Source organism: Streptomyces sp. GL_140 (assembly GCF_057834465.1).
The window spans coordinates 7,719,324-7,743,222 of sequence record NZ_CM174404.1 but is presented as its reverse complement, the minus strand read 5'-3'; the positions used below and the strand labels follow the sequence as shown (position 1 = coordinate 7,743,222).

Annotated in this window: 20 protein-coding genes; 10 read left to right on the top strand and 10 right to left on the bottom strand. The window is 74.4% G+C overall.

Going from position 1 to position 23,899, the window contains the following annotated elements:
- The first annotated feature begins 19 nt into the window (after window positions 1-19).
- A complete protein-coding gene (locus AC3IYJ_RS36000) occupies window positions 20-937 on the top strand; it encodes a hypothetical protein (protein WP_489398708.1) in 918 nt (305 codons plus the stop codon).
- Here the strand turns inward: AC3IYJ_RS36000 and AC3IYJ_RS35995 are convergent.
- Both AC3IYJ_RS35995 and AC3IYJ_RS35990 read right to left on the bottom strand, forming a co-directional pair.
- Window positions 891-1,283: a hypothetical protein gene (locus AC3IYJ_RS35995; RefSeq protein ID WP_489398707.1), complete on the bottom strand. Its 393-nt coding sequence runs from the start codon at window positions 1,281-1,283 to the stop codon at window positions 891-893. The two genes, AC3IYJ_RS36000 and AC3IYJ_RS35995, sit on opposite strands and share 47 nt — an antisense overlap.
- 52 nt (window positions 1,284-1,335) lie before the next feature.
- Window positions 1,336-2,283 carry an AEC family transporter gene (locus tag AC3IYJ_RS35990; protein ID WP_489398706.1) on the bottom strand — a complete coding sequence of 316 codons (948 nt, stop codon included), beginning with the start codon at window positions 2,281-2,283 and terminating at the stop codon, window positions 1,336-1,338.
- Window positions 2,284-2,370: 87 nt separating this feature from the next.
- On the opposite strand from AC3IYJ_RS35990, the gene AC3IYJ_RS35985 reads away from it, so the two are divergent.
- The 4 genes from AC3IYJ_RS35985 (at window position 2,371) to AC3IYJ_RS35970 (ending at window position 6,839) form a co-directional block, all read left to right on the top strand.
- Window positions 2,371-3,720 (top strand): sensor histidine kinase, encoded by a 1,350-nt coding sequence (locus AC3IYJ_RS35985; protein ID WP_489398705.1) that lies wholly within the window; start codon window positions 2,371-2,373, stop codon window positions 3,718-3,720.
- Window positions 3,717-4,397 (top strand): response regulator, encoded by a 681-nt coding sequence (locus AC3IYJ_RS35980; RefSeq protein WP_489398704.1) that lies wholly within the window; start codon window positions 3,717-3,719, stop codon window positions 4,395-4,397. Before AC3IYJ_RS35985 ends, AC3IYJ_RS35980 begins: the two co-directional genes overlap by 4 nt.
- Window positions 4,398-4,530: 133 nt before the next feature.
- Window positions 4,531-5,574 carry an alpha/beta hydrolase gene (locus AC3IYJ_RS35975; protein ID WP_489398703.1) on the top strand — a complete coding sequence of 348 codons (1,044 nt, stop codon included), beginning with the start codon at window positions 4,531-4,533 and terminating at the stop codon, window positions 5,572-5,574.
- Window positions 5,571-6,839 carry an acyltransferase family protein gene (locus tag AC3IYJ_RS35970; RefSeq protein ID WP_489398702.1) on the top strand — a complete coding sequence of 423 codons (1,269 nt, stop codon included), beginning with the start codon at window positions 5,571-5,573 and terminating at the stop codon, window positions 6,837-6,839. The genes AC3IYJ_RS35975 and AC3IYJ_RS35970 overlap by 4 nt, the downstream gene beginning before the upstream one ends.
- A gap of 117 nt (window positions 6,840-6,956) precedes the next feature.
- Here AC3IYJ_RS35970 and AC3IYJ_RS35965 read toward each other — a convergent pair whose 3' ends face one another.
- Window positions 6,957-7,379 carry a DUF350 domain-containing protein gene (locus AC3IYJ_RS35965; protein ID WP_330300040.1) on the bottom strand — a complete coding sequence of 141 codons (423 nt, stop codon included), beginning with the start codon at window positions 7,377-7,379 and terminating at the stop codon, window positions 6,957-6,959.
- Window positions 7,380-7,481: 102 nt separating this feature from the next.
- Between AC3IYJ_RS35965 and AC3IYJ_RS35960 the strand changes: the two genes are divergently transcribed.
- Window positions 7,482-9,308, top strand: coding sequence for a GNAT family N-acetyltransferase (locus tag AC3IYJ_RS35960; RefSeq protein ID WP_489398701.1), 1,827 nt, complete (start codon window positions 7,482-7,484; stop codon window positions 9,306-9,308).
- Here AC3IYJ_RS35960 and AC3IYJ_RS35955 read toward each other — a convergent pair.
- Window positions 9,251-11,443 (bottom strand): AMP-binding protein, encoded by a 2,193-nt coding sequence (locus tag AC3IYJ_RS35955; protein ID WP_489398700.1) that lies wholly within the window; start codon window positions 11,441-11,443, stop codon window positions 9,251-9,253. The genes AC3IYJ_RS35960 and AC3IYJ_RS35955 overlap by 58 nt on opposite strands.
- A 139-nt stretch (window positions 11,444-11,582) precedes the next feature.
- Here AC3IYJ_RS35955 and AC3IYJ_RS35950 point away from each other — a divergent pair, with 139 nt between their 5' ends.
- A complete protein-coding gene (locus tag AC3IYJ_RS35950) occupies window positions 11,583-13,499 on the top strand; it encodes an ABC transporter ATP-binding protein (protein ID WP_489398699.1) in 1,917 nt (638 codons plus the stop codon).
- 124 nt (window positions 13,500-13,623) lie between these two features.
- Window positions 13,624-14,484 (top strand): NAD(P)-dependent oxidoreductase, encoded by an 861-nt coding sequence (locus AC3IYJ_RS35945; RefSeq protein WP_489398698.1) that lies wholly within the window; start codon window positions 13,624-13,626, stop codon window positions 14,482-14,484.
- A 12-nt stretch (window positions 14,485-14,496) separates the two neighbouring features.
- On the opposite strand, the gene AC3IYJ_RS35940 is transcribed toward AC3IYJ_RS35945, so the two are convergent.
- From AC3IYJ_RS35940 to AC3IYJ_RS35930, 3 genes are all read right to left on the bottom strand, one after another.
- The gene (locus AC3IYJ_RS35940) at window positions 14,497-16,638 is read right to left on the bottom strand and encodes an ATP-binding protein (protein WP_489398697.1); all 2,142 of its coding nucleotides are present in this window, start codon (window positions 16,636-16,638) and stop codon (window positions 14,497-14,499) included.
- A gap of 74 nt (window positions 16,639-16,712) precedes the next feature.
- Window positions 16,713-17,186 carry a hypothetical protein gene (locus AC3IYJ_RS35935; RefSeq protein ID WP_489398696.1) on the bottom strand — a complete coding sequence of 158 codons (474 nt, stop codon included), beginning with the start codon at window positions 17,184-17,186 and terminating at the stop codon, window positions 16,713-16,715.
- An 868-nt stretch (window positions 17,187-18,054) separates the two neighbouring features.
- Entirely contained in the window at window positions 18,055-18,801 is a 747-nt protein-coding gene (locus AC3IYJ_RS35930) for a FadR/GntR family transcriptional regulator (protein ID WP_489398695.1), read from the bottom strand.
- Window positions 18,802-18,967: 166 nt separating this feature from the next.
- Between AC3IYJ_RS35930 and AC3IYJ_RS35925 the strand changes: the two genes are divergently transcribed.
- Both AC3IYJ_RS35925 and AC3IYJ_RS35920 read left to right on the top strand, forming a co-directional pair.
- Window positions 18,968-19,462, top strand: coding sequence for a gluconokinase (locus AC3IYJ_RS35925; RefSeq protein ID WP_489403032.1), 495 nt, complete (start codon window positions 18,968-18,970; stop codon window positions 19,460-19,462).
- A gap of 66 nt (window positions 19,463-19,528) precedes the next feature.
- On the top strand, window positions 19,529-20,926 hold the full coding sequence (locus AC3IYJ_RS35920; RefSeq protein WP_489398694.1) for a GntT/GntP/DsdX family permease: 1,398 nt from the start codon (window positions 19,529-19,531) through the stop codon (window positions 20,924-20,926).
- On the opposite strand, the gene AC3IYJ_RS35915 is transcribed toward AC3IYJ_RS35920, so the two are convergent.
- The 3 genes from AC3IYJ_RS35915 to AC3IYJ_RS35905 all read right to left on the bottom strand — a co-directional run bounded on the left by AC3IYJ_RS35915 (window position 20,923) and on the right by AC3IYJ_RS35905 (window position 23,740).
- Window positions 20,923-21,171 carry a hypothetical protein gene (locus AC3IYJ_RS35915; RefSeq protein ID WP_489398693.1) on the bottom strand — a complete coding sequence of 83 codons (249 nt, stop codon included), beginning with the start codon at window positions 21,169-21,171 and terminating at the stop codon, window positions 20,923-20,925. The two genes, AC3IYJ_RS35920 and AC3IYJ_RS35915, sit on opposite strands and share 4 nt — an antisense overlap.
- Window positions 21,168-22,355: a hypothetical protein gene (locus AC3IYJ_RS35910; RefSeq protein ID WP_489398692.1), complete on the bottom strand. Its 1,188-nt coding sequence runs from the start codon at window positions 22,353-22,355 to the stop codon at window positions 21,168-21,170. The genes AC3IYJ_RS35915 and AC3IYJ_RS35910 overlap by 4 nt, the downstream gene beginning before the upstream one ends.
- A gap of 146 nt (window positions 22,356-22,501) precedes the next feature.
- The gene (locus tag AC3IYJ_RS35905) at window positions 22,502-23,740 is read right to left on the bottom strand and encodes a cytochrome P450 (protein ID WP_489398691.1); all 1,239 of its coding nucleotides are present in this window, start codon (window positions 23,738-23,740) and stop codon (window positions 22,502-22,504) included.
- Window positions 23,741-23,899: the final 159 nt, after the last annotated feature.

Genomic DNA, 23,899 nt, shown 5'->3' with positions numbered 1-23,899 from the left:
CCTCGAGAAGGAGACGGACATGCGACGTACGTTGACGGTGGCGGCGACGACGGCCGCCCTGCTGCTGCCGGGCGGGCCGCTGCCCGTGGCCGAGGCCGGGAACGCCCCGCCGCCCGCCGGCCGGTGGTCCGCCCGGGAGGCGGAGTCCTTCTGGACCCCGGTCCGGATGGCGTCCGCGGTGCCGATCAGCCGCGGCGGCGCCCCGGCGGCGGGCGACGGCACCGGCCAGGACTTCGACGGCATTCCGGTCGTCGGCCGGATGTTCGTCATGAAGAGCGGCGGCGCGTACTTCTGCACGGCGAGCGTGGTCGCCTCCCCCGGCCGCGACATGGTGCTCAGCGCGGCCCACTGCCTGCTCGGGACGGACGCCCGCCAGGTGGCCTTCGTACCGCAGTACACGGCCGGCAACCCGCAGCCCTACGGGATGTTCCCGATCCTGCGCGATGCGGGCGGCCGCTCCAAGGTGTGGATCGATCCGCGTTACCGGGAGCTCGGTGCCGACCGGGGTGCCTCCCTCGACGTGGCGTTCGCTCAGGTCGGCCCGGATGCCGACGGTTTCCCGGTGGAGGACGTGGTGGGCGGCAACCGTCTGGTCACCGACGCCGGGTTCGTGCACGGGAAGGTCTCGCTGATCGGCTATCCAGCCTCGGCCGCCCGGCCGCGGCTGTGCGTGAACCGGACCACCAAGTTCACCAGCACCGATCCGGGGATCCCGGGGGACTTCCTGCGGATCGACTGCACCGGCTACCCGGGCGGGACCAGCGGAGGCCCGTTCCTGACCGCGTACGACGAGCGGACCGAGACGGGCAGTGTGGTCGGCGTGATCGGCGGCTGGAAGACGGGCGGGGACACCGCCGACACCTCTTACAGCTCCTACTTCGGCTCCGACATCAGGAAGTTGTACGAGACGGCTCTTGTCGGGGCGCGGGTGGGGTGAGCACCCGCACCCAGCGGGTGCGGCGCGGATTGCCCACGGTCCGCGGGGTCGTCGGCAGCCCGTCGGCGGTCAGCGGGTCGGGGGGCGCGAGCCCGAGCTGACGGCGCAGGTCCGCGAGCGCGGTGTGGACCGGGGCGAGGATGACCTCGGCTCGCGGGTGGGCGTACGCGAGGGCGAGCGCGGCCGTCTCGATGGCCTCGGCGGCGTCCTCGGCCGCCGTCCGGCTCCATCCGCCGGGCGCGGCGTGCCGCCAGGGCGTGAGGGTGTCGTACAGATGGCAGGCGGCGTCCGCCACGGCGTCGGCCTGTTCCCCGACCCCGGGCGCCGCGATGGTCGGCAGCTCCATACCGGGTCAACGAGCGGGGCCCGCCGGAGGAACGAGGGTTCCCCCGGCGCCTTCAGGCGACCACGGCCTGCAGCCAGAGCGGCAGCAGCAGGAGGGACACCACCGAACTCTTGATCACGACGGAGGCGGAGAGGTCCACGCCCACCTCGTAGCGCTGGGCGAAGATGAACAGGTTCTGCGGGGTCGGCATCGCGGCGATCAGCACGAGGTACGTGAGCCACTCGCCCCGGACTCCGAACAGCACCCCGCACACCGCCCAGGCCAGCAGCGGGAAGGCCAGGCATTTGAAGCCGATGAGCGCCAGTTCCTCGCGGGTGGTGCCCCGTATGTCGAGGCCCATGCCGCCGAGGTGGAGGCCCAGGGCGAAGAGGGCCACCGGGGAGGCGCTGTCGCCGACGAACGCGGCCCCGTCCAGGACCACCTTGGGAATGTGCACGGACAGCAGGTTCAGCAGGATCCCCCCGTTGCAGGACAGCACCACCGGGGTGACGAGCGAGGCGCCGACGGCGCGGGTGAGCTTCTGGCCGGTGCTGCCCGAGCCGGGACCCGAACGGCCCAGTTCCATGATGGAGATGACGACGAGGGACAGGACGCAGACCTGGAAGAGCAGGACCGGGAAGATCGGCGCCGCCGTACCGAAGAAGGTGATGAAGACGGGGACCGCGAAGTAGGCGGTGTTGACCTGGACCCCGGCCATCACCCGCAGCGCCACGTCGCGGGGCTCCCGGATCCCGGCCAGGGCCGAGGCGGCGGCGACCAGGACGACCGCGAGGGCGGCGGCGGCCGCGTAGCCGCCGATGGCCCGCCAGTCGAAGAGGGCGGAGAGGTCCGCGGCGTAGATGTTGCCGAAGAGGTAGCAGGGGACGGCGAAGAGGAAGGCGTAGTCGGCGAAGACCTTGGAGGCCTCGGCGGGAATCACCTTGCGGCGTGCCAGCAGCACCCCGGCGCCGAAGGCCAGTACCACCGGCATCAGCTTTTCCAGTGCGGCTGCCCCGCCCATGTGAACCGCTCCCCCTTGATCGACCGCCTCGCACCCTACTCGTACCGTTCGGTCGGTCGGGCGGCCGCCCCGTAGGGTGGCCCGACCATGAGCAAGACGCTGAGGAAGACGCCGGGGAAGACCCCCCGGCCGAAGGCCCGTATCCCCGCTTCCGCCTCGCGGGCACCGCGCGAGCTGTCCCAGCTCGCGGTGGCGCTGCGGACGCCCGCCAGGGCCGCCGAGCCGCTGTTCGCGCAGGCCCCCAGGGCCTGGCAGCGGATGCTGCCCTACGCCGTGACCGCCGTATGCGTGCTGACGCTGCTGCCGGTCACGATCGTGGTGCTGACCAACGACTACGCGGCGGGCGGCGGCTGGGCCGGCGCGCTGGGCGTGGCCCAGACCGTGCCGCTGCTCCTCGCCGTGACCCGGCCGCTGCCCGCCTGGGGGATGGTGCTCCTCGCGGACACCGTGGGGGCCGTGGTCCTGACCCAGGCCGACCGGGTCGCCGGGCACGCCTGGCCGTGGACCCCGATGGTGATCATCGGCTACCTGGTGCTGATGGCCTGCCTGGGGCTGCGCGAGTCCATCCGGACCCTGGTCGGGGTGTGGCTGGTGACCGGGGTGACCGGGGTGGTGCTGGGCTTCTCCCAGCCCACCGGGGTGATCAACACGGTGGCCCTGATGTTCGTACTGAGCGGGGTCGTGCTCGCGCTGACGGGCGCCCTGCGCGGGCTCGGGGACGCGCGGTACCGGATCGCCGAGCAGGAGAGCATCAGCGAGGCCGAACGGGCCCGGCGCACACTCCTGGAGGAACGGGCCCGGATCGCGAGGGAGTTGCACGACGTGGTGGCCCACCACATGTCGGTGATCACGGTGCAGGCGGACTCGGCGCCGTACCGGCTGCCGGGCATGGACCGGCCGGTGCAGGAGGAGTTCGCCGCGATCGCGGCGAGCGCCCGGGAATCGCTCGGGGAGATGCGGCGGCTGCTCACCGTGCTGCGCGGGGACGAGGCGAACGGCGGCGACCTGGCCCCGCAGCCGGGGCTCGGGAGACTGCAGCAGCTGGTGGAGGCGACCGTACGGGCCGGGCAGCCGGTGGAGTTGTCGCTGGCGGCGGGCGCCGCGGAGGCGGCCCCGCCGGCCGTGGACCTGTCCGCGTACCGGATCGTGCAGGAGGCCCTGGCCAATGTCGTGCAGCACGCGCCGGGGGCGCCGACCCGGGTGTCGGTGACCTTCGACGCCGAGGAGGTGCTCGTGCTCGTGGTCAACGGCCCCGCACGGGACGCCGTGGTGGTGCTGGAGGCCTCCGGCACCGGGCACGGTCTGGTGGGGATGCGCGAACGCGTACGGTTGACCGGCGGGACGCTGGACACCGGCCCGCTGCCCGACGGCGGCTTCCGGGTCGCCGCCCGCCTGCCGCTCACCCCCGTGGACACGACCGCCGAGGACGCAAGTTGACCATCCGCGTGATCATCGTCGACGACCAGGCCATGGTGCGGGCGGGGTTCGCCGCGCTGCTGTCGGCGCAGCCCGACATCGACGTGGTGGGCGAGGCCCCGGACGGGCGGCGCGGCGTCCAGGTCTCCCGCACCGTCCACCCCGACGTGGTGCTGATGGACGTGCGGATGCCGGAGATGGACGGGCTGAGCGCGGCCCGCGAGCTCCTCGATCCCCCGCCGGGGGTGGTGCACCGGCCCAAGGTGCTGATGCTGACCACCTTCGACATCGACGACTACGTGTACGAGGCGCTGCGCGCCGGAGCCTCCGGGTTCCTGCTCAAGGACGCCCCGCCGGCCGATCTGATCGCGGCGGTCCGGGTGGTCGCCTCGGGCGAGGCGCTGCTGGCCCCTTCGGTGACCCGGCGGCTGATCGCGGACTTCGTCGAGCGGCGGCCGGCGCCGCGCAGGAATCCGGCGCTGCGGCTGAACGGGCTGACCCCGCGTGAGACCGAGGTACTGGAACTCATCGCGCGCGGGCTGTCGAACCAGGAGATCGCCGGGCACCTGGTGCTCGCCGAGCAGACGGTCAAGACCCACATCGGGCGGGTGCTGGGCAAGCTGGACCTCCGGGACCGGGCCCAGGCCGTGATCTTCGCGTACGAGGCCGGGCTGGTGCGGCCGGGCGACGGCGGCTGAGACTCCCGCTTCCCCCGGCCCGTCTCCTCCACCCCCTACCGGGGTATGACATCCGACTTGGCTCCACGGTCCGACGCCCGCTCGGGTACCTCCTTCTTACCTTCCTCCTCGTCACGAGGAGAGGAGAAGGGGCATGCGCCGCTTCGCAAGGACACTGGTCACGGTCGCACTGGCGGTGGCCGTGGTCGCGGGAACCGCGGGATGGGCCTCCGCGGACGCCCAGACCGCGATCACGGGGCCGCCGCCGGGCACCGCCGCCTGGCGGGCCGACTCGGTGTCCGGGCGTCCGCTGCCCGACCCGGCCCGGACCGCGCCGAGCGAGGTCGCCCGCTTCTTCGCCGGGCTGGACGACGCCCGGGCACGAGGCCTCGTACGGTCCCACCCGCTGGTGGTGGGCAACCTGGACGGGGCTCCGCTCCCCCTCAGGTACGAGGCGAACCGGCTGGCCGTCCTCGCGACGGGCGAGGCCCGCTTCGCCTCCCTCGCGGCGCCCGGCCGCCAGATCCTGGCCTTCGACCCGCGCGGGCGGGGCCAGGTCGCCGAGGTGTTCGGTGACCTGGGGCGGGCCGCGCACGTCTCGGTGATCGTGCCCGGCTCGGACAACGACGCCGCCCGGCACGACCGCAGGCGCGCCCCCTACACGGGACCGGCCGGGATGGCCCGCGCGCTGCGGGCCGCAGCCGGGGACACGACCGCCGTCATCGCGTGGACCGGCTACACCACCCCGGTCGGGGTCGGACTGGACGCGGCCGAGGACCGGCTCGCCGCGGCGGGCGCGGTCCGGCTCACCCGCCTGACGGAGGGACTCGACGCGGTCGGGGCCCCGGATCCGGTGCTGTTCTGCCACAGCTACGGCTCGGTGGTCTGCGGGCTGGCGGCCCGGCACACGGACGCCACCGACATCGTCGCCCTCGGCTCCCCCGGAATGCAGGCCGGAACCGTCTCGGACCTGCGCACCGGTGCCCGGGTGTGGGCGGCGCGCGGGCCCTCCGACTGGATCTCGAACGTGCCGAACGTGGAGTTCGCGGGGCTGGGCCACGGCGCCGATCCCACCTCGGCGGCCTTCGGCGCCCGCCGGATCCCGGCGGGCGACGTGTCCGGCCACACCGGCTACTTCACGCCCGGCACCCAGTCCCTGAAGGCCTTCGCCGCGATCGCGACGGGAGAGAGCCGATGAGCACGACGACGAGCAGGCCGGTCGGTGAATCGGTGAGCAGGCCCGCGGGCGCACCGGGCGCGCTCGCCCGGCTCCGCCGGACCGCCGGCCGGATCGACGCGAAGACCCCCGCCCACCGCGACCGGGCCATCGACGGGCTGCGGGCGCTGGCCCTGCTGGCCGTGCCCACCGGGCACTGGCTGCTGGGCGGGTTCACCCTCGACTCCGACGGCGCCCTGCACAACGCCAGCCCGCTCTCCGCCTTCGGCGGCCTGGCCCCGGCCAGTTGGCTGCTCCAGATGCTCGGCATCTTCTTCCTGGTCGGCGGCTACGCCTCGGTGCTCTCCTTCCGGCGGCACACCGGCGGGGCGGGGGCCTGGCTCAAGGGACGGATCGCCCGGCTGGGGCGGCCGGTGCTCGGGGTCACCGCGGTGTGGGCGCTGGCCGCGCCCCTGCTGTACGCGGCCGGGGTGCCCGAGACCACGCTGCGGACCGGGGCGACGCTGGTGATCCAGCCGCTGTGGTTCGTCGGGGTATACGCGGCGGTCACCGCCCTGACCCCCTACTGCGTACGGGCGGCGCACCGGCTCGGCGGCTGGGCCGCGGCCCCGCTGCTGGCATCCGTGGCGGTGGTCGACTTCCTGCGCTACGGGCCCTTCGCGGACTCGGTGCCCGGCTGGCTGGCACTGGTGAACATCCTGCCGGGCTGGCTGTTCGCCTACCAGCTCGGGGTCTCCTGGGGCGAGGGCCGGATCGACCGGCGCGGGGGGTGGCTGCTGCTGGCGGGCGGGAGCGTGCTGTTCGCGGCGCTGCTGACGCTCTTCCACTACCCGGCGTCCATGGTCGGCGTACCGGGTGCGGCCCGGACCAACTCCCATCCGCCGTCGCTGCTGGTCCTGGCACTCGCGGCGGCCCAGTCGGGGGCCGCGATCCTGCTGAGGGACCGGCTGGCGCGGCTGCTGGCCCGGCCGCTGCTGTGGGCTCCGGTGGTGGTGATCAACCTGTGCGCGATGACGATCCTGTGCTGGCACCAGACGGCGATGCTGGCCGCGGCCGTGCCCGCGTCGTTCGCGGGAGGGCTGGCGGGGCTGACCACGGCGCCGGACAGTGCGGGGTGGATCCTGGCGCGGCTGGCGTGGATGCCGGTGTTCGCGGCGCTGCTGGTGGGCATCGCCCGCTACGCGCGCCGGTTCGAGCAGCCGTGGACCAGGGCCACGGCGGTGCGCAGGACGGTGGCGGGGCTGCTCGCCGCCGGGTTCGCGGTCTTCGCGCTGGGTCTGGCGTAGGCCGGGCCGCGCCGCGAGGGCACCGGCATACGACGAGAGCGCCGCTCCCTCCAGGGGGCGGCGCTCTCGTTTCGCAGCGGCGCTCCCAGGCGCTTGCGCTCTCGGGGTCTTGGGCTCTCAGGCGATGGACGCGGCGACGATGGCGGCCACGGCGATGTTGCAGGAGGCCGTCACCCACACGGCCGGGTGCGGCTCGCGGTCGACCACGATGGCGCCGAGCTTGCCCGGGGTCACCAGGTCGAGGACCAGGAAGGCCACCGCCATCAGGACCAGGCCGAGCAGGCCGAAAGCCGCGGTCGAGAGCAGGCCCTTGCCGAAGTCCTCGTAGGAGGTCCAGATCGCGGTGAAGAGGATTCCGCCGATGCCGAGCAGCGCCGAGCTGAGCACGACGGCCGCGTTGCTGTTGCGCTCTTCCCAGATCTGCTTCGGCAGCTTGCCGGGGGTCAACACGTCCACCAGGACCATGCCGAGGATGAGCAGCACCAGGCCGACACCGCCGAATGCGGCGGTGCGGCCAAGTCCGTTGATGATGTCGCTCATTGAGAAGCCGTCTCCGGGTGGGTAGGAAGTACGTCGCGTGCCTGTCGTCGCGGTGGCCGAATCTATCGCACGCCGTGGCACCGGACCATGGGAGGTCAGGAAATGGCAAAGCTCAGGCCCGCGCGGGCCGCGGAGGCCGAAGCCCTGACGGGGCTGGTCATGCGGTCGAAGGCGCACTGGGGGTACGACGCCGAGTTCCTGGCGGCGTGTGCGCCCGAGTTGCGGATCGACGCCGCGGAGGTGGCGGGACGGCGGATCGTGGTCGCCGAGGATCCGGCCGTGGTCGGGCTCGCCTCGCTCGACGGGGAGCCTCCGCTCGGGCGGCTGGGGCTGCTGTTCGTGGAACCGGCCGCCATCGGGCGGGGCGTGGGGCGGCAGTTGTACCGGGACGTGCTGCGGCGCGCCGCAGCGCTGGGGTTCCGGCGGCTGCTGATCGATTCCGATCCGCACGCGGCCGGGTTCTACCGGGCCCTGGGCGCCCGCCCGGCGGATGCGGGGGCTCCGCCCGGCCTGGTCCGGTTCGAGGTGTCGCCCGTGCCGCTCGCCGACTGGGCGCGGGAGTGGACGGGCGGTGGGTCCGCGGTGCACGTGGGCAATGTCGCCGAGTACAACGCGCAGTTCGCGGACGCCTCCCTGGGCCGGGAGCAGCGGACCGCGCACCACTACGCCTGTCTGGCGGCCTTCTACAGTCCTCGGCCGGCCGCTCTGGTGCTGCCGCTCGCGGTACCGGCGGGCTGGATCGCGCTGGTCGGCCACCAGCTGGGCTGGCCGCAGGGGCCGGACACCGCGGTGGAGGTGTACGACGGGCTCGGGGAGCGCGATTGCGGGCTCTCGGACGCCGTACGGGCCCGGCCGGCCCTGGCCGCGCTGCTGACCGGGGCCGGGCTGCCCCTCGTACCGTGGGGCCTGACCGCGCCCTTCGCCCGGCTGGCGGGACGGCCCTGGCGGCCGCGGGAGCTGCGGTACGAGTCGAAGTCGGCGGCGCACGGGCTGTTCGGCCGGATCCTGGCGGAGGGCGGCCATCCCGGGATCGTGCTGCCCGCGCAGTGGCGGGCCGCCACCCGGCGGGCGGCGGTGCGGCTGCTGGCCGCGCGGGCCGAGGCGGGTGAGAGGACCGTTCTCAAATCGGAGCACGGTGTCGGGGGTTCGGGGACCACCGTGGTGACCTCGGAGCGGGTCCGGGCCGCGGGCGGGGCGCGCGCCGTGCTGCGCGGGATCCCGCGCGGGCCGCTGCTGGTGGAGGAGTACGTGTGCGGCCCGACGGACCCGGAGGAGCCGCGCGATCTCACGTACGACGGGTTCGTGGACCCGCGGGGCCGGGTGCACGAGGTCGGCGGGGCGGTGATGGACGTGGTGGACGGCGGGTACCGCGGGGCGACGGTGGGGCCCGGGGTGGTGCCCGGGTGGGCGGAGAAGCCGCTGCTGGCCTTCGGGGAGGCGGTGGGCCGGGAACTGTCGGCCGCCGGTTACCGGGGCTGGTTCGACATCGACTTCGTCGCCGACGGCGCGGGCCGGCTCGCCCCGGCCGAGACCAACCTGCGGCTGACCGGCCCGTCCGTGGCCTTCATGGTGGCGGCCCGGCTCGACGAACTGCGCGGCGCGGGACACCTCGTACGGATCTGCGACCGGGTGGAGCTGGGCGCCCGGCTGCCGGAGGCGGCCTTCGACGAGCTGTGCGGGCGGCTGGCCGCGCGGTGTGCGGAGCTGGGGGCGGTGTTCGTGCCCGCCATCCCGACCGGCGCCTTCGAACCGGCGCCGTGGATGGGCGTGCTGGTGGCCGCGCCCGGCGCGCGGGAGCTGGACGCGGCCGAGGCGCTGGTTCGGGCGCAGGCCCTCGCCGTCGGGGCGATGTTCGACGGGTCCGGTCCCGATCAGTCCTCGGGATCCGGGTCGAAGTCGAAGGCGTTGCGCGGCGACTGGATGACGTAGAAGACCACGACCGCGGCGGCGATCATCAGCGGGACGTTGAAGGCGTAGACGAGGGAGGCCTGGAGCTGCCAGTCCTGTTTGGCGGCGAGCCGGTAGAAGTTGTCCTGCGGCCACCAGGCGGCCAGCAGGTAGAAGACCGCCAGGTGGGCGGCCTTGGTGATCACCGGGCCGCGGCGCTGGCGCCGCATCCGGGAGCGGCCCATGAAGAGGAACAGCACCCCTGCGGCGAATGCCGTGGTCTCGAACAGGTAGAGGACGAAGAAGAGGAAGGCGTACGGGGACGGTACGCCGGTGAGGTCGGTGGAGCCGGGCCAGAACACGTCCGTGAGGGACACGGCGGCCATGGTCAGGAAGAACATCGCCACGATGACGGAACAGGACGGGGTGAACCCGCCGGGGTTCACGGCCGAGGACTTCCCCGAGCCCCGGACCATCGGGTCCCGTTCGGCGGGCCGGACCGGCAGGGGCAGTGCGCCACGGTCCTCCCGGCCGGCCCGGTCCCGCGGGATCTTCGCCAGCCGGACCACCGTGCGCGGCAGCCCGTCGGCCGGGACCTTGTCCGCCAGATACCGGCGCAGCGCCCCGCCGTCGGGGAGGCGGAAGCCGTGCGACCGGCCGTTGTCCTCGGCCGGAGGGGCGATGTAGGCGACGAGCACCGGCCGCGCGTTCCTGCCCCTGCCGCTCTTGCCGCCCCGGCCGCTCCTGCCTGCCTTGCCGTCCGTGCCCTCGCCCTCGCCGGGGATCTGGCGCAGGAGGACGGCGCCGATGCCCCCGTGGGTCCGGATCTCGGATTCCACGGGGTGCGGGTCCAGCGTGCGGCCGTCCAGGGTGAGCCGGTCCCGGATCCGGCCGCCGAACTCCAGCAGCCCGTCGGGGCGCAGCTGTGCGAGGTCGCCGGTCGGGACCGGATCGCCGCCGCCGGGTGGGGTCAGGCGGAGTTCGCCGTCGCGGAGGTCCACGTGGCAGCCGGGAAAGGGGGCGCCGATCAGTGAGAGCCGCTCGGGGCGTGCCGTGGGATTGGCCGCCTGCGGGAGTTCGAACCAGGTGCCGATGCCCGCGGACTCGGTGGTCCCGTAGACGTTGAGCAGGCGGGCACCGGGACGCAGGCGGGTGAGCAGGGCGGAGTGCTCGTCGAGGTAGAGGCGGTCTCCGGTGACGGTGACCAGGCGCAGGGAGCGTACGGCTTCGTCCGTGCTCTGCAGGGTGTGGGCCCGCACGGCCTGTTGGTCGCGCAGCAGGAGCTGGGTGACGGTGCCCGGGTCGGTGTGCAGGACGGTGACGCGCTCCGCCTCCAGCGCGCGGCGCAGTGCCTCGGCCGTCCAGCGCCGGCCTTCGGGCACGACGAGGGTGCCGCCCGTGCACAGCGCCCGGGTCCAGCCGGCGGCGAAGGCGGTGAGGTCGGATCCGGCGGTGATCAGGTGCCGGTCCGCGGGCTCCGGTTCGGCCACTTCGGCCCAGCTGTCGAGGGCGGCGAGGAGCAGCGCGTGGCCGACGGGGACGGGCCGGCGTTCCGCGCCCCCGGTGAACAGGACGGCGGCGGTGTCCCCTTGCGGTGCGCGGGCCGCGGGGACGGAGGGCCGCCGGGCCGGGTCGGCGGACCCGGCGGTCCGGCCGGTCCCGGCAGCCCCCACGGCCTCTGCCGCCTCTGCCGCCTCCGCGGCCTCCGCGGCCTCCGCGGCCTCCGCGCCGAGGGGGATCACCCGCAGGCCCCGGCCGTCGTCCAGGCGGGCCCGGTGGGTGGCGTGGGCGAGCAGGGCGAAGGGGCTGATCGCGGCGAGCTGCCGCTGCCCGGCGCGCGGGTCCTGCACGTCGACCACGGCGCAGGCCGCGCCGGCCTTGAGCACGCCGAGGAGTGCGACGAGGACCTCTGCCGGCCGGTCGGTGCCCACGGCCACGACGGCGCGCTCCGGCAGTCCGGCCTCCTGGAGCTGGTGCGCCACCTGTTCGGCACGGGCGTCGAGCCGGCCGTAGGTGAGAGCGTCCGAACCGTCCCGGCCGTCCGAACCGTCCCGGCCGTCCGAACCGGCGGCCACGGCCTGGGCCTCGGGGGTGTCGTGAGCCCACCGTTCGAAGCGGGACAGAACGGTGTCGACGGTGCGCCGACTGGACTGCGTGGACTCTGATCCCTGCGTCATGGACCGATGATGTCACCGGGCGCGGGTGCGCACGAGAGCCCTGAAAATCCCTCATACGAGCGGGAGTTGGACACGTTTCGGAGTGACCCTCGCCCGATCCCTTGACCTCAAGTTTGATTGAGGTCTTAACGTTCGGTTCATGGACATGGAAGTCACCGCTTGGACATCGCTGCACAGCGCGATGAACGCCCAACAGGACCGGCGCCCGCTCTCTAAAGAGGGCCTGCGCCGGGTCGCCGCCTTCGCCCGCCCGCACCGCCGCGGGCTGACGCTGTTCCTGCTGCTCAGCGTGGTGACCGCACTGCTCGCGGTGGCCACCCCGGTACTGGCGAGCCGGGTGGTCACCGCGATCGTCGACGGCCGCGAGAGCGGTACGGTCACCCGCCTCGCCCTCCTCATCGCACTGATCGCCGTCGCCGAGGCGGGCCTCGGGCTGCTCGTCCGCCGCCTGTCGGCCACGCTGGGCGAGGGGCTGATCCTGGATCTGCGGACCGCGGTCTTCGACCACGTGCAGCGGATGCCGGTGGCGTTCTTCACCCGCACCCGTACGGGGGCGTTGGTGAGCCGGCTGAACAATGACGTGATCGGCGCGCAGCGCGCCTTCAGCAACACCCTGTCGGGGGTGGTCGCCAATACCGTCACCCTGCTGCTGACCCTGACCGTGATGCTGGGGATCTCCTGGCAGATCACCCTGCTGGCCCTCGTGCTCCTGCCGGTGTTCGTGCTGCCGGCCCGCCGGATGGGCGCGCGGATGGCTTCGATGCAGCGGGAGGCCTCGGCGCTCAACGCGTCGATGGGCACGCAGATGACGGAGCGGTTCTCGGCTCCGGGCGCCACCCTCGTCAAACTCTTCGGGCGCCCGGCCGACGAGTCCGCGGAGTTCGCGGCGCGGGCGGCCCGGGTCCGGGACATCGGGATCCGGACGGCCATGGCCCAGTCGGCCTTCATCACCGCCCTGACGCTGGTCTCGGCGCTGGCCCTCGCCCTGGTCTACGGACTCGGCGGCTACTACGCGCTGCACGGCACCCTGGACGCGGGGTCCGTCGTCGCGCTCGCCCTGCTCCTGACCCGGCTGTACGCGCCGCTGACCGCGCTCGCCGGGGCCCGGGTGGAGGTGATGAGCGCGATGGTCAGTTTCGACCGGGTCTTCGAGATCCTCGACCTGAAGCCGCTGATCGCCCAGAAGCCGGACGCCCGACGGGTGCCGGAAGGCCCCGTGGCGGTGGAGTTCGACCGGGTCTCCTTCGGATACCCCTCCCCCGACAAGGTCTCCCTCGCCTCGCTGGAGGAGGTCGCCACCCTCGACGCGCGGGGCGGTACGCGCGTGCTGCACGAGGTGTCCTTCCGCGCCGAGCCCGGTCAGATGATCGCCCTGGTCGGCTCCTCCGGAGCGGGCAAGTCCACGATCGCGCAGCTGCTCCCGCGGCTGTACGACACCGACCTCGGCTCGGTGCGCCTCGGCGGCGTCGACGTACGGGACCTCACCGCCGACTCCATCCGGGAGACGCTGGGCATGGTCACGCAGGACGGCCATCTGTTCCACGAGTCGGTACGGGCCAACCTGCTGCTGGCCCGCCCCGGGGCGACGGAGGAGGAGATCTGGGAGGCCCTGCGCCGCTCCCGCCTGGACGGTCTGGTGGCCTCGCTCCCGGACGGGCTCGACACGGTCGTCGGCGAGCGCGGCTACCGGCTCTCGGGCGGTGAGCGCCAGCGGCTGACGATCGCCCGGCTGCTGCTGGCCAGACAGCGGGTGGTGATCCTGGACGAGGCCACCGCCCATCTGGACTCCACCTCGGAGGCGGCGGTCCAGGAGGCCCTCGGCGAGGCCCTGTCGGGCCGGACCGCGGTGGTGATCGCGCACCGGCTGTCGACCGTGCAGGCCGCCGACCTGATCCTGGTGGTGGAGGACGGCCGGATCGTGGAACGCGGCACCCACACCGAGCTGCTGGCGGTGGGCGGACGGTACGAGGAGCTGTACCGCACCCAGTTCGCGACGGCCGGCACGCCTTCGGCGAACACCGTCCCCGGCGGCGCGGCGAGCCCCTCCGGCGGATGATGGGCCGACGGCAACTCACTCTTGTGATTCGGGTCGGAGGGCCTTCCGTGCGGGGATCGGGCCGCGTACGCGTGAGACTGTCCCCGGAGAACGCCCGAGGGATGGTCAGAGGAGAAGTGACGCCGTGAGCATTGTCGCGCTGCTGGGAACCGGGATCATGGGGTCGGGCATGGCCCGCAACCTGCTCCGGGCCGGGTTCGAGGTCCGGGTGTGGAACCGGACCCGGGAGAAGGCGGTCGCGCTCGCCGCCGAAGGCGCCGTCGTCGCGGACGGACCCGCCGAGGCGGTGGCCGGGGCCGATGTGGTGCTCACCATGCTGGCCGACGGCGCGGCGGTGGCGCGGGCCATGGCCGCGGCCGTGGAGGGGCTGAGCGCCGGTCAGGTGTGGGCGCAGATGGGTACGGTCGGCGTGGCCGCGCTCGAAGAACTGGCCGGTTTCGCGCAGGAGCACGGACTGGTCTTCGTGGACGCCCCGGTGCAGGGCACTCGCCAGCCCGCCGAGGCGGGGACCCTGGTGGTCCTGGTGGCCGGCCCCGCCGACCCCCGCCTGGACCCGGTCTTCGCCGCCGTCGGGGGCAAAGTGCTGCGGGCCGGGGACGAGCCCGGCGCGGCGACCCGGCTGAAGCTGGCGACCGTCGGATACGCGATCACGGTGACGGCCGCGGTCGGCGAAGCCCTGGCGCTGGCGGAGGGGCTCGGGGTGGACACGGACTTGTTCGCGCAGGCCGTCACCGGTGGCCCGATGGACAATCCCTACCTCCAGGCCAAGATGCGGGCCGTGCTGGAGCGGGACTTCGCGCCCTCCTTCACGGTCCGGGGCGCCGAGAAGGACACCGGCCTGATCGCCGACGCCGCGGAGGCGGCCGGGATCTCGGTCGACCTGGCGGTGGCCGCGCGGGCCCGCTTCCACCGCGCCGACGCCCTGGGTCACGGGGACGAGGACATGGCCGCCGGATACTTCGCGGGCTTCCCCGACCAGCCCTGAGCGGCGGCGCGCTCAGCCCCCGTCGGGCCGGGCCCGCGTGCGCAGGGTGTGGCCGTGCCGGACGCCCTCCAGGAAGGCCGCCTCGTAGGCCTGGTCGCCGAGGGCGCCGCGCGCCGTGCGCTCGAACTCCTCGCGTACGGAGGCCAGCTCGGGCGTGCCGCGCTGCGGGTGGCCGACCGCCTGCCAGTAGGCGTGGCCGGTGCCGTACGCGCGCGCCGCGCCCGCCCCGTCGCCGGACGCCGCCCGGGCCGCCGCGAGCAGGTCCAGGCCCAGGGCCGTGCCGAAGCTGTCGCCCAGCTCCCGCTTGCTCTCCAGCATGGCGCGGGCGTGGACGGCGGACTCGGCGGGGCGGCTCTCGAACAGGCAGATCAGGGCCAGCTGGTAGTCGGCGTAGGCCCGGGTCCAGTGCTCGCCGCGCTCGGCGCAGCCGGAGCGCAGCAGTTCCGCCTCCTCGCGGGCGTCGGTGAACAAGCCCATGCCGGTCAGCGCGAAGACCCGTACGAGGTGGCAGCGGATCCGGGGCGCCGAGTCGAAGGGGGTGCCGGGGTAGGCCGCCAGGGCGTTGTCGGAGACGATCCGCGCGGCCAGCGTCCGCCCGGCCAGGAGGTGGCTCAGACCCAGCAGGTACGCGGCGTCCAGCGCGGGCCCGGAGGCTCCCGGTCCGGATCCGGCCTCGCCGTCGAGCCCTGCGGCCAGTGCCTCGCAGCCGACGGCCAGCCGGTGGGCCTGGTCCTGTTCGCCCTGGAGCAGCAGGGTCACTCCGAGGGCCCACAGGGCGCGGACCCTGATCAGCGGGGACACCTCTTCGGGCCGTGCGGTGGCCAGGGCCCGTTCCAGGTAGCCGCGGGCGGCGTGCAGGTGGCCGCAGCAGGCCCAGTAGAAGCCGGCTCGGGCGGCCAGGTCCAGGGCGCGTGCGGGGGCGGTGTCCAGGTAGTGGTCGAGGGCCGCGCACAGATCTCCGTGGACGGCCGCGACCCGCCGGTAGCCCTCCTGCTGGGCGGGGCCGAGCCAGTCCCGCTCGGCGGCGCGCACGAGGTCGGTGAAGTACGCGGCGTGCGCGGCCCGCAGCGCGTCCCCTTCGCCGGCTTCGTCCCGCCACATGGCCCCGTACTCCCGGATCGTGTCCAGCATCCGGTACGAGCCGTCCGCGCCCCGGCGCACGACGGACTTGGCGACGAGCGCCGCGAGCAGCGGTGCGACGAGCGCCTCGTTGAGCGGCGGGGCGGAGCACACGGCGCGCGCGGCGGACTCTTCGAAGGTGCCGCCGAAGACGGACAGCCGCAGCCACAGCAGCCGTTCGCGCGGTTCGCACCACTCGTGGCTCCATCCGACGGCGGTGCGCAGCGCGCGGTGGCGGGGCGGCTGGACGGGGACGGCGGTGGACAGCGGACCGATCCTGCGGGCGAGCCGCACGGCCAGTTCCTCGATGGTGTGGTCCGTCAGCTGCGCGACGGCCAGTTCCAGCGCGAGGGGGATCCCTTCGAGGCGGGCGCAGATCGACCGGGCGGCTCCGAGGCGGGCTTCGGTCCAGGGCGGCGCGTGCCGGGGGGCGGTCGCGGCGGCCCGCGCGGTGAACAGCGCGAGGGCTTCCTCGTTGCCGTACGGGTCGGCCGCGTGCGGCAACGGGCCGATGTCCAGGACGTGTTCGCGCTCCAGTCCGAGCCGCTGCCGGGCGGTGAGCAGGAGCACGAGGTGCGGGGCCGCGTCGAGCAGCTCCGGTACGAGGCTCCGCAGGGCCGCCACCAGGTGCTCGCAGCAGTCCAGCACGAGGAGCAGCCTGCGCTCGCCGATCCATTCGCGCACCGCCGTGGCCAGGCTGCGCGAGGTGTGGTCGGCGAGGTCGAGCGCGTCGGCCACGGTGGCCACGAGCAGGCGTTCGTCGGGCAGCGGGGAGAGGTCGGCCCAGTGCACCCCGTCGGGGAACGGGCCCGCGGCGCCCACGGCCTCGGCCCGGCCCGCGGCCCGCCGGGCCAGGCGGCTCTTGCCCACGCCGCCCGGCCCGGTCAGGGTGATCAGCCGGTCACCGGTCCGCCCGCCCTGCCGCTCTCCCCGCCACTCGCCCCGCAAGGCCCTGTCGAGCGCGGCCAGTTCGCCGACCCGCCCCACGAAGGAGGCACTCCCGCCGCCTTCGTACCCGTCGCCATGTCCCAGCACCCGCCCAGTGTGGCGTACGGGGCGGATGCCGCGATGCGGGCGCCGGGGCGCGCATCAGCGCGCCGGAGCACGATTCAGGAGGTGGGCGGGGGTACCGGCAGCGCTCCGGGCTGCGGGACCACGGGCGACCAGGGCGCATCGCAGATGACGGCGCGGCCGTTGCTCACGCAGTGGGTGTGGTAAAGAGTGCCCGTCTTGGTGAGTGCCTTGATCTTCACGTCGTTGCCCTGGATGGCCAGGCCCACGGCGCAGACCTCGGCCGGATAGCCGGTGACGGGTGCCACGGTGAGGTCGGTCCAGCCGAAATCGCCCCAGTTGCCCACCATGTCGCGGGTGCGGCGGCCGAGGTAGGTCTTGCTGTCCTTGAGGACGAGCGCGAACTCCTCGGAGTTGTTGGGCATCTGGCTGTCCACCGAGGAGCACGGTCCCATCGGGCCCGGCACCCCCTGCGGGCCCACGGGGCCGAGCGGGCCGAGCGTTCCGGCGGTGCCGGTGGGGCCGGGAGCGCCCTGGCGGCCGGGAGGTCCGGCGAAGCCCTGGGCGCCCACGGGGCCGGGGAGTCCGGGAAGCCCCTGGGCCCCGGGGGGACCGGCCGGGCCGGCGGGGCCCTGCTGGCCCTGGGGTCCGGCGGGCCCGGCGTCACCGGAGCGGCCGGGGTCGCCCTTGGGTCCGGCGTCGCCCTTGCGGCCGAGGGCGCCGCGCTCCCCGTCGGGGCCGGCGGCCCCCTGCTCGCCCGGCTCGCCCTTGGGGCCCGGCGGACCGGTGTCCCCCTTGGGTCCGGCGTCGCCCTTGGTCCCCGGCGCGCTCGTCCCCCCCTCTCGCCCCGCTCTCCCTTGTCGCCCTTGTCGCCCTTGTCGCCCTTGGTGCCCGGCGGCCCGGCCGGGCCCTGCTTGCCCTGCGGCCCCCTGGGCCCGTGGGGTCCGGCAGGTCCCGCGGGTCCAGCCGGTCCGGCGGGTCCGGCACAGGGGTGACCGTTCTCGGGTACCGCCTCGGCGCGGGTCCGGTCGCAGGTGCCGGGCCCGGCCCGGTCCTCGTCGGGGGCGCCGCCCGAGCCTCCCCCGGCCTCCGGCGCGGGCGCCGTCACCGCGGCGACTTCCGCGGCTCCCGCCGCACCGCCTTCGAAGGCCGAGGCCGGAATCGTGAATCCGCCCAGTGCCACGGCCACCGGCAGCACGAGGCCACCGGCCAGCCGGGCCCTTCGTCCGGTTCTTGCTGTGGAAGACATGCGAGTACCCCTTCGCCGAACGGAATGGTCGAATGCTCCGGCCGAAGCGAGGGGGAGCATCTCCCGGGCAGGGGTCGCACGAAGATCAAAAACGCTAATGTCGCCGCAGTGTCAGCGAGTTGGTCCAACGACACGCGGTGCCGGTACGCCGAACGGCAGCCCGTACGGGGCCTCGCGCGAGGTCCGGCAGGCTACGGGGCGAGCACGTCCAGTTCCTCCAGCGCGCCCACCGCGATCTGCCGGGTCAGCGCCTCGGCGCGGGCCGCGTCCCCTTCCCGTACCGCCTCGGCCACCCGTACGTGCAGGGTGACGGCGGCCGGGTCGGGGTCGTGGAACATCACCGCGTGCTGGGTCCGGCCGGTCAGGACCTCGGCGACCACGTCGCCGAGCCGCGCGAACATCTCGTTGCCGGAGGCGTTGAGCACGACCCGGTGGAAGGCGATGTCGTGGCGGAGGTAGCCGTCGAGCTGGTGGCCCCGCGAGGTGCGGACCATTCCGAGCGCCGCCTCGGTGAGTTCGGCGCACTGCTCCGGGGTGGCCCGGGCGGCCGCGAGCCCGGCCGCGACCGGTTCGATGGCGGATCGCAGCACGGTGAGGGAGCGCAGCTGGCGGGGGCGGTCCGTGCCGGCGAGCCGCCAGCGGATGACGCGCGGGTCGTAGACGTTCCACTCCTCGGCGGGGCGGACGGTGACCCCGACCCGGCGGCGGGACTCGACCAGGTGCATCGACTCCAGGACCCGGACGACCTCGCGGACCACGGTGCGGGAGGCCTCGAAGCGCTCGGCGATCTCGTCGGTGCGCAGGACGCTGCCGGGCGGGTGTTCCCCCGCCGTGATCGCGAGGCCGAGGGTGTCCAGGACGTGGGAGTGGAGCCCTTGGCCGCCCTGGCCGTCCCGGCCACCTTGGCCTGCCTGGTCTCCCGAGCCTTCTGTGGTCATGGCGTAAGCGTACGGTGATGCCCCGACGAACAAAAGGTGTGATGTTTTACCGAGCAACCCTTGAATAAGTACTACGTAATGGGCTTCAGTGGTGCCAGGCGCCGTACGGGCCGATGTCGACGAGGACAGCGAAACGAGGTGCGCGGTGAAGCGCGTCATTGTGGTGATGGGCGTGGCCGGTACGGGAAAGAGCACCGTGGGCCGGCTGCTCGCGGACGCCCTCGCCCTCCCGTACGCGGAGGGCGACGCCTTCCACCCGGCGGCCAACGTGGCCAAGATGTCGGCCGGCACCCCCCTGGACGACGGGGACCGCCGGCCCTGGCTGGACGCCATCGGCGACTGGATGCGCAACCGGGCCGGCCACGGCGGCGGGGTCGTCGCCGCCTCCGCCCTCAAGCGCGCCTACCGGGACCGGCTGCGCGCCACCGCCCCCGGGACCGTGTTCGTCCACCTCACCGGCGAACGGGCCCTGATCGAGGAGCGGATGGCGGCGCGCAAGGGGCACTTCATGCCCACCACGCTGCTGGACTCTCAGTTCGCCACGCTGGAGCCGCTCCAGGCGGACGAACCCGGCGTCCTCGTGGACGTGTCCGGAACCCCGGCGGAGATCGCCGAACGGGCGCTGGCCGCCCTGCGCGACCTCCACGTCCCCACCGCGTAGCGCCCTTTCCCCTCTCCTCTCCGGAGTTCGACACCTCCGGAGAACGACACCTAAGGAACCGTCACCGTGACCAGTCTCAGCGTCGAGACCCTGGCAGCGGCCGCCACCGAACCGATCACCTCGGCCGGCAGCACCCAGCTGGGCATGGCCGTCATCGCGGGCATCGCCGTCATCGTCCTGCTCATCACGCGCCTCAAGCTGCACGCCTTCCTGGCGCTGACGCTCGGCTCGCTCGCACTCGGCGTGTTCGCGGGCGCCCCCCTGGCCAAGACCATCACCAGCTTCACGGCCGGACTCGGCTCCACCGTCGCGGGCGTCGGCGTACTGATCGCGCTCGGCGCGATCCTCGGCAAGCTGCTCGCCGACTCGGGCGGCGCGGACGAGATCGTGGACACCATCCTGGCCCGCGCCAAGGGCCGGGCGATGCCGTGGGCGATGGTGCTCATCGCCTCGGTGATCGGACTCCCGCTCTTCTTCGAGGTCGGCATCGTGCTGCTGATCCCGGTGGTGCTGCTGGTGGCCAAGCGGGGCAACTACTCGCTCATGCGGATCGGCATCCCTGCGCTCGCCGGCCTGTCCGTGATGCACGGGCTGATCCCGCCCCACCCCGGCCCGCTGGTCGCCATCGACGCGCTGCACGCCAACCTCGGCGTCACCCTCGCGCTCGGCGTGCTGGTCGCCATACCCACCGTCGTGATCGCGGGCCCGGTGTTCGCCCGGTACGCGGCCCGGTGGGTGGACATCCCGGCGCCCGAGCACATGGTGCCGCAGCGGCCCTCGGCCGACCTGGAGCACCGCCCGCGGTTCGGGGCGACGGTCTTCACCGTGCTGCTGCCGGTGGTCCTGATGCTGATGAAGGCCCTGGTCGACATCGTGGTCAACGACCCGGCCAACGCGGTGCAGCGGGTCACCGACGTGGCCGGGTCCCCACTGATCGCCCTGCTCTCGGCGGTGCTGGTGGGCATGTTCACCCTCGGCCGGGCGGCCGGATTCACCAAGGCGCGGCTCTCCGTGACGGTGGAGAAGTCCCTGGCCCCGATCGCGGGGATCCTGCTGATCGTGGGCGCGGGCGGCGGCTTCAAGCAGACCCTGATCGACGTCGGCGTCGGCCGGATGATCATGGACTTGTCGCAGAACTGGTCGATCCCGACCCTGCTGCTCGGCTGGCTCATCGCCGTGGCCATCCGGCTCGCGACGGGCTCGGCCACGGTCGCCACCATCTCGGCCGCCGGCCTGGTGGCCCCGCTCGCGGCGGGCATGCCGACGGCCCAGACCGCCCTGCTGGTCCTCGCCATCGGAGCCGGGTCGCTGTTCTTCAGCCACGTCAACGACGCCGGGTTCTGGCTCGTCAAGGAGTACTTCGGCATGACCGTCGGCCAGACCCTCAAGACCTGGTCGGTGATGGAGACGATCATCTCGGTGGTCGCCCTGGGCTTCGTCCTGCTGCTGTCGCTCTTCCTCTAGAGGCTCTCGCGGTTCCTCCGGGACCGCTCGCAGCCGGCGAGTTGGGCCGCCGCCAGGTCGAAGCCGCCCGCCGCCGTGGCGCAGCGCTCGGCCAGGTCCTCCACCTCGGCGCGCAACGCGTCGGCCCGCGGCCCCTGCCAGTGCAGGTCGTCCGCGGCCCGGCGCAGCCGCTCGGCGTGCGAGCGCAGGGCGGCCGAGTGGGCGCGCAGGCCTTCGGACGGAGCGGGCCCGGACGTCTTCCTCAACTCGGCCTCCCGGGAACGTAGACGTCGGGGCGCCCCGGCAGTCCGACGAGATGGCTGCCGGTGACCCAGCCCTCGAAGGCGGCGAGGGCGGCCGGGGATCCGGGGCCGGCGCACAGCCGGGCGGCCGGGTAGACGGTGGTGAACTCCCGGCTCGTGGCCAGCCGTTCGGCCGAGTCGGCGCCCGGTCCGCAGCCGACCAGGGCGAGTTCGGATCCGGAGGGCACGAGGCGGCGTACGGCCCCGGCCACCATGCGGAGGTATCCGTCGGGCCCGTCGTCCCCGTCGGGCCCGCCGCAGCCGCCGTCCGGGGAGCCCTCGCGGTCGGGCCCGATGGGCGGGGGGCCGGCCAGCTGGACCACGTAGCGCTCGCCGTCGTCCGCCCCGACGACCTGCTGGAGCAGGACCGCTCCCCCGGCGGCGGCGCGGAGCCCCTCCGCGTTGCGCAGGTATCCGGCCGGGGTGCCGGTGGTGTCCAGTTCCGCGAGGAAGCCGGTCTCCGGTCCGGGGCAGTCGGGGCCCGGCGCGAAGAAGGCCCGCAGGGCGGCGCCGATCCCGAGGAGCGGTTCGGCTCGCACCGCCCTGCCGGTGGCGATCTGCCAGCCCGCATGGTCGTTGAAGGGGTTGCCGTCGGTCAGCGCGTTCCAGGCGAGGATGTCGGCGAAGGACGGGTTGAGCAGGGCGAAGGCCGGTCCGGCGCCCTGCCGGCGCACCAGGTCCTGGAACTCCCGGACGGCGTCGGCCTGCCGGTCCTCCTCGACGGCCCGCAGGACCACGGCCGCGTCCGGGTCGGCGGCCAGTTCCGGGTTACGGGTCCGCGCGGCCCGGATCCGTCCCTTGAGTCCGCACACCGCGAGGCTCACGGCCAGGCTCTCCCGGCCGGCGAAGACCCCGGCGAGCCAGCCGGCCCGGGCCACGCCCCGGCCCCGGGGGGCCCAGCCGAGTCCGGCCGGGTCGGTGAGGGCGCGCAGCAGCGTACGCCAGGCCGCCCGGCGGCGGCTGCCCGAGGTCAGGGCGGTGACCGGCAGCCGGGAGCCGAGGGCCAGGCCGGAGGCGTAGCGGGCGGCTTCGCCGACGGCGTCGGCGGCTTCGCACAACTCCCGGCACAGGGCGCCCAGCTGATCGGCGTCCGGATCTGAGTCCGGATCGGCCGACTCGGAGGTCGCGGAGGTCGCGGCGTCGGACATGGATCCCTCGTGTGGTCGGGCGGATGGGGCAGGGCGGACCGATGCTGTGGACCGGTGCTGTGGAGCGGACTTTCAGCACAGGCTTCAGCACGGGCTTCAGGACGGGTTTCAGGACGGGTTTCAGGACGGGATGCCGGCGCGGGGCTTCAGCGCCGGGTCAGCCGGAGCCGGATCCCCTGCGGTTCCAGGGCGGCGGGCAGCGGACCGAGCGGGTCGAGCGCGGGCCGCACGGCGTGGACCCGGTGCCCGCGCAGCACCTCGGCGCAGAGCGCGGCCGTGACCAGCAGGCCCAGTTGCTCACCGGGACAGCGGCCCTCGGCATGGCTGAAGGGAGCCATCCGGATGTCCCGCACCGCCTCGGGCGAAGCCCACCGGCCGGGTACGAAGACGTGGGCGGCCGGTACGCGTCCGGGATCGCGCTGGTGGAACAGGGCGGGGAGCAGCACGCAGGTCCCTGCGGGATGACGCACGCCCCGCCACTCGGTCTCGGCGCGGGTGATCCGTATCAGGTCGGGGACCGCCGGGTACAGGCGCAGCGCTTCGCGGACGCAGGCCCGCAGCCGGGGCAGCGCTCCCTTGGCCGCGTCCGCTTCCCGTGCCTCGGCGGCCGCCGCGCGCTGCTCGGCCGGGTGCGCGCCGAGGAGCAGCAGGGTGCGCAGCATCAGGCCGGGCACCAGGTCGAAGGCCGACAGCCAGTGCCGGGCCTGCTCGACCGGGTCGAAGCTCCCCGTCGGGTCGGCGTGGCTGCGTGCCCGCCCGACGAGGGTGTGCGGCTCGGCGTCGGCCGCGTACGCGGCGATGCGCGCACCCGTCTTGTCGTGGAAACGTCCGAGCCTGCGGGTGAGTTCCAGGTCCTCGGCGGCCGCGTCGCCGAGGACGATGCGCCGAGCGGCGCGGGCCACCACGTGGCGGGCGCGGGTGAGTTCGAGGGAGCCTCCGGCCGTCAGCCGCCGGGCCTCCTCGGCGAGGACCGACAGGAACGGCCCGCACGAGGGGTGCACGGGGATCCCGGCGGCGAGGACGGAGCCGTCGAGCGCCCGCCGCTGGGCGCTCGGCCCGGCGTGGGCGCAGCCGTCCGGGGTTCCGGGGGCGGAGGCCGGGGCGAGGGTGTCGACGGGTTCGGCGTAGAACTGCCGTACGTCCTGCGGGTCCAGGATGAGCAGGACGGTGCCGGTCAGCCCCCGTACTAGTACGGGCGCCCCGCCGTGCCGCTCGCGCAGAGCCCGCAGGGTGGCCGCGGACCAGCGCGGCCGACCGGGAGCGGCGTGCCCCCGTCCGGTGCGGGGGCGGGCGCTCACGAAGCCCCGTACGAGGACCGGCAGCGCGTGGGCAGCCGCGAACCGGACGCTCCCGGCGCGGCCGGCGCGACCCGCACCGGCCGTCATTCGCGGGCCGCCGCGGCCGGAGCCGGGGCCGCCGTGGCGGGGTCCGGCGCCGCGGGCACATCGAGGGCGGTCTCCTGGGCCGTACGCATCCGTGTACCTCCGCGCAGCCGGGATTCGACGGTCGGTGATCTCGCGCTCACCGTACGTCGATCACCCGGG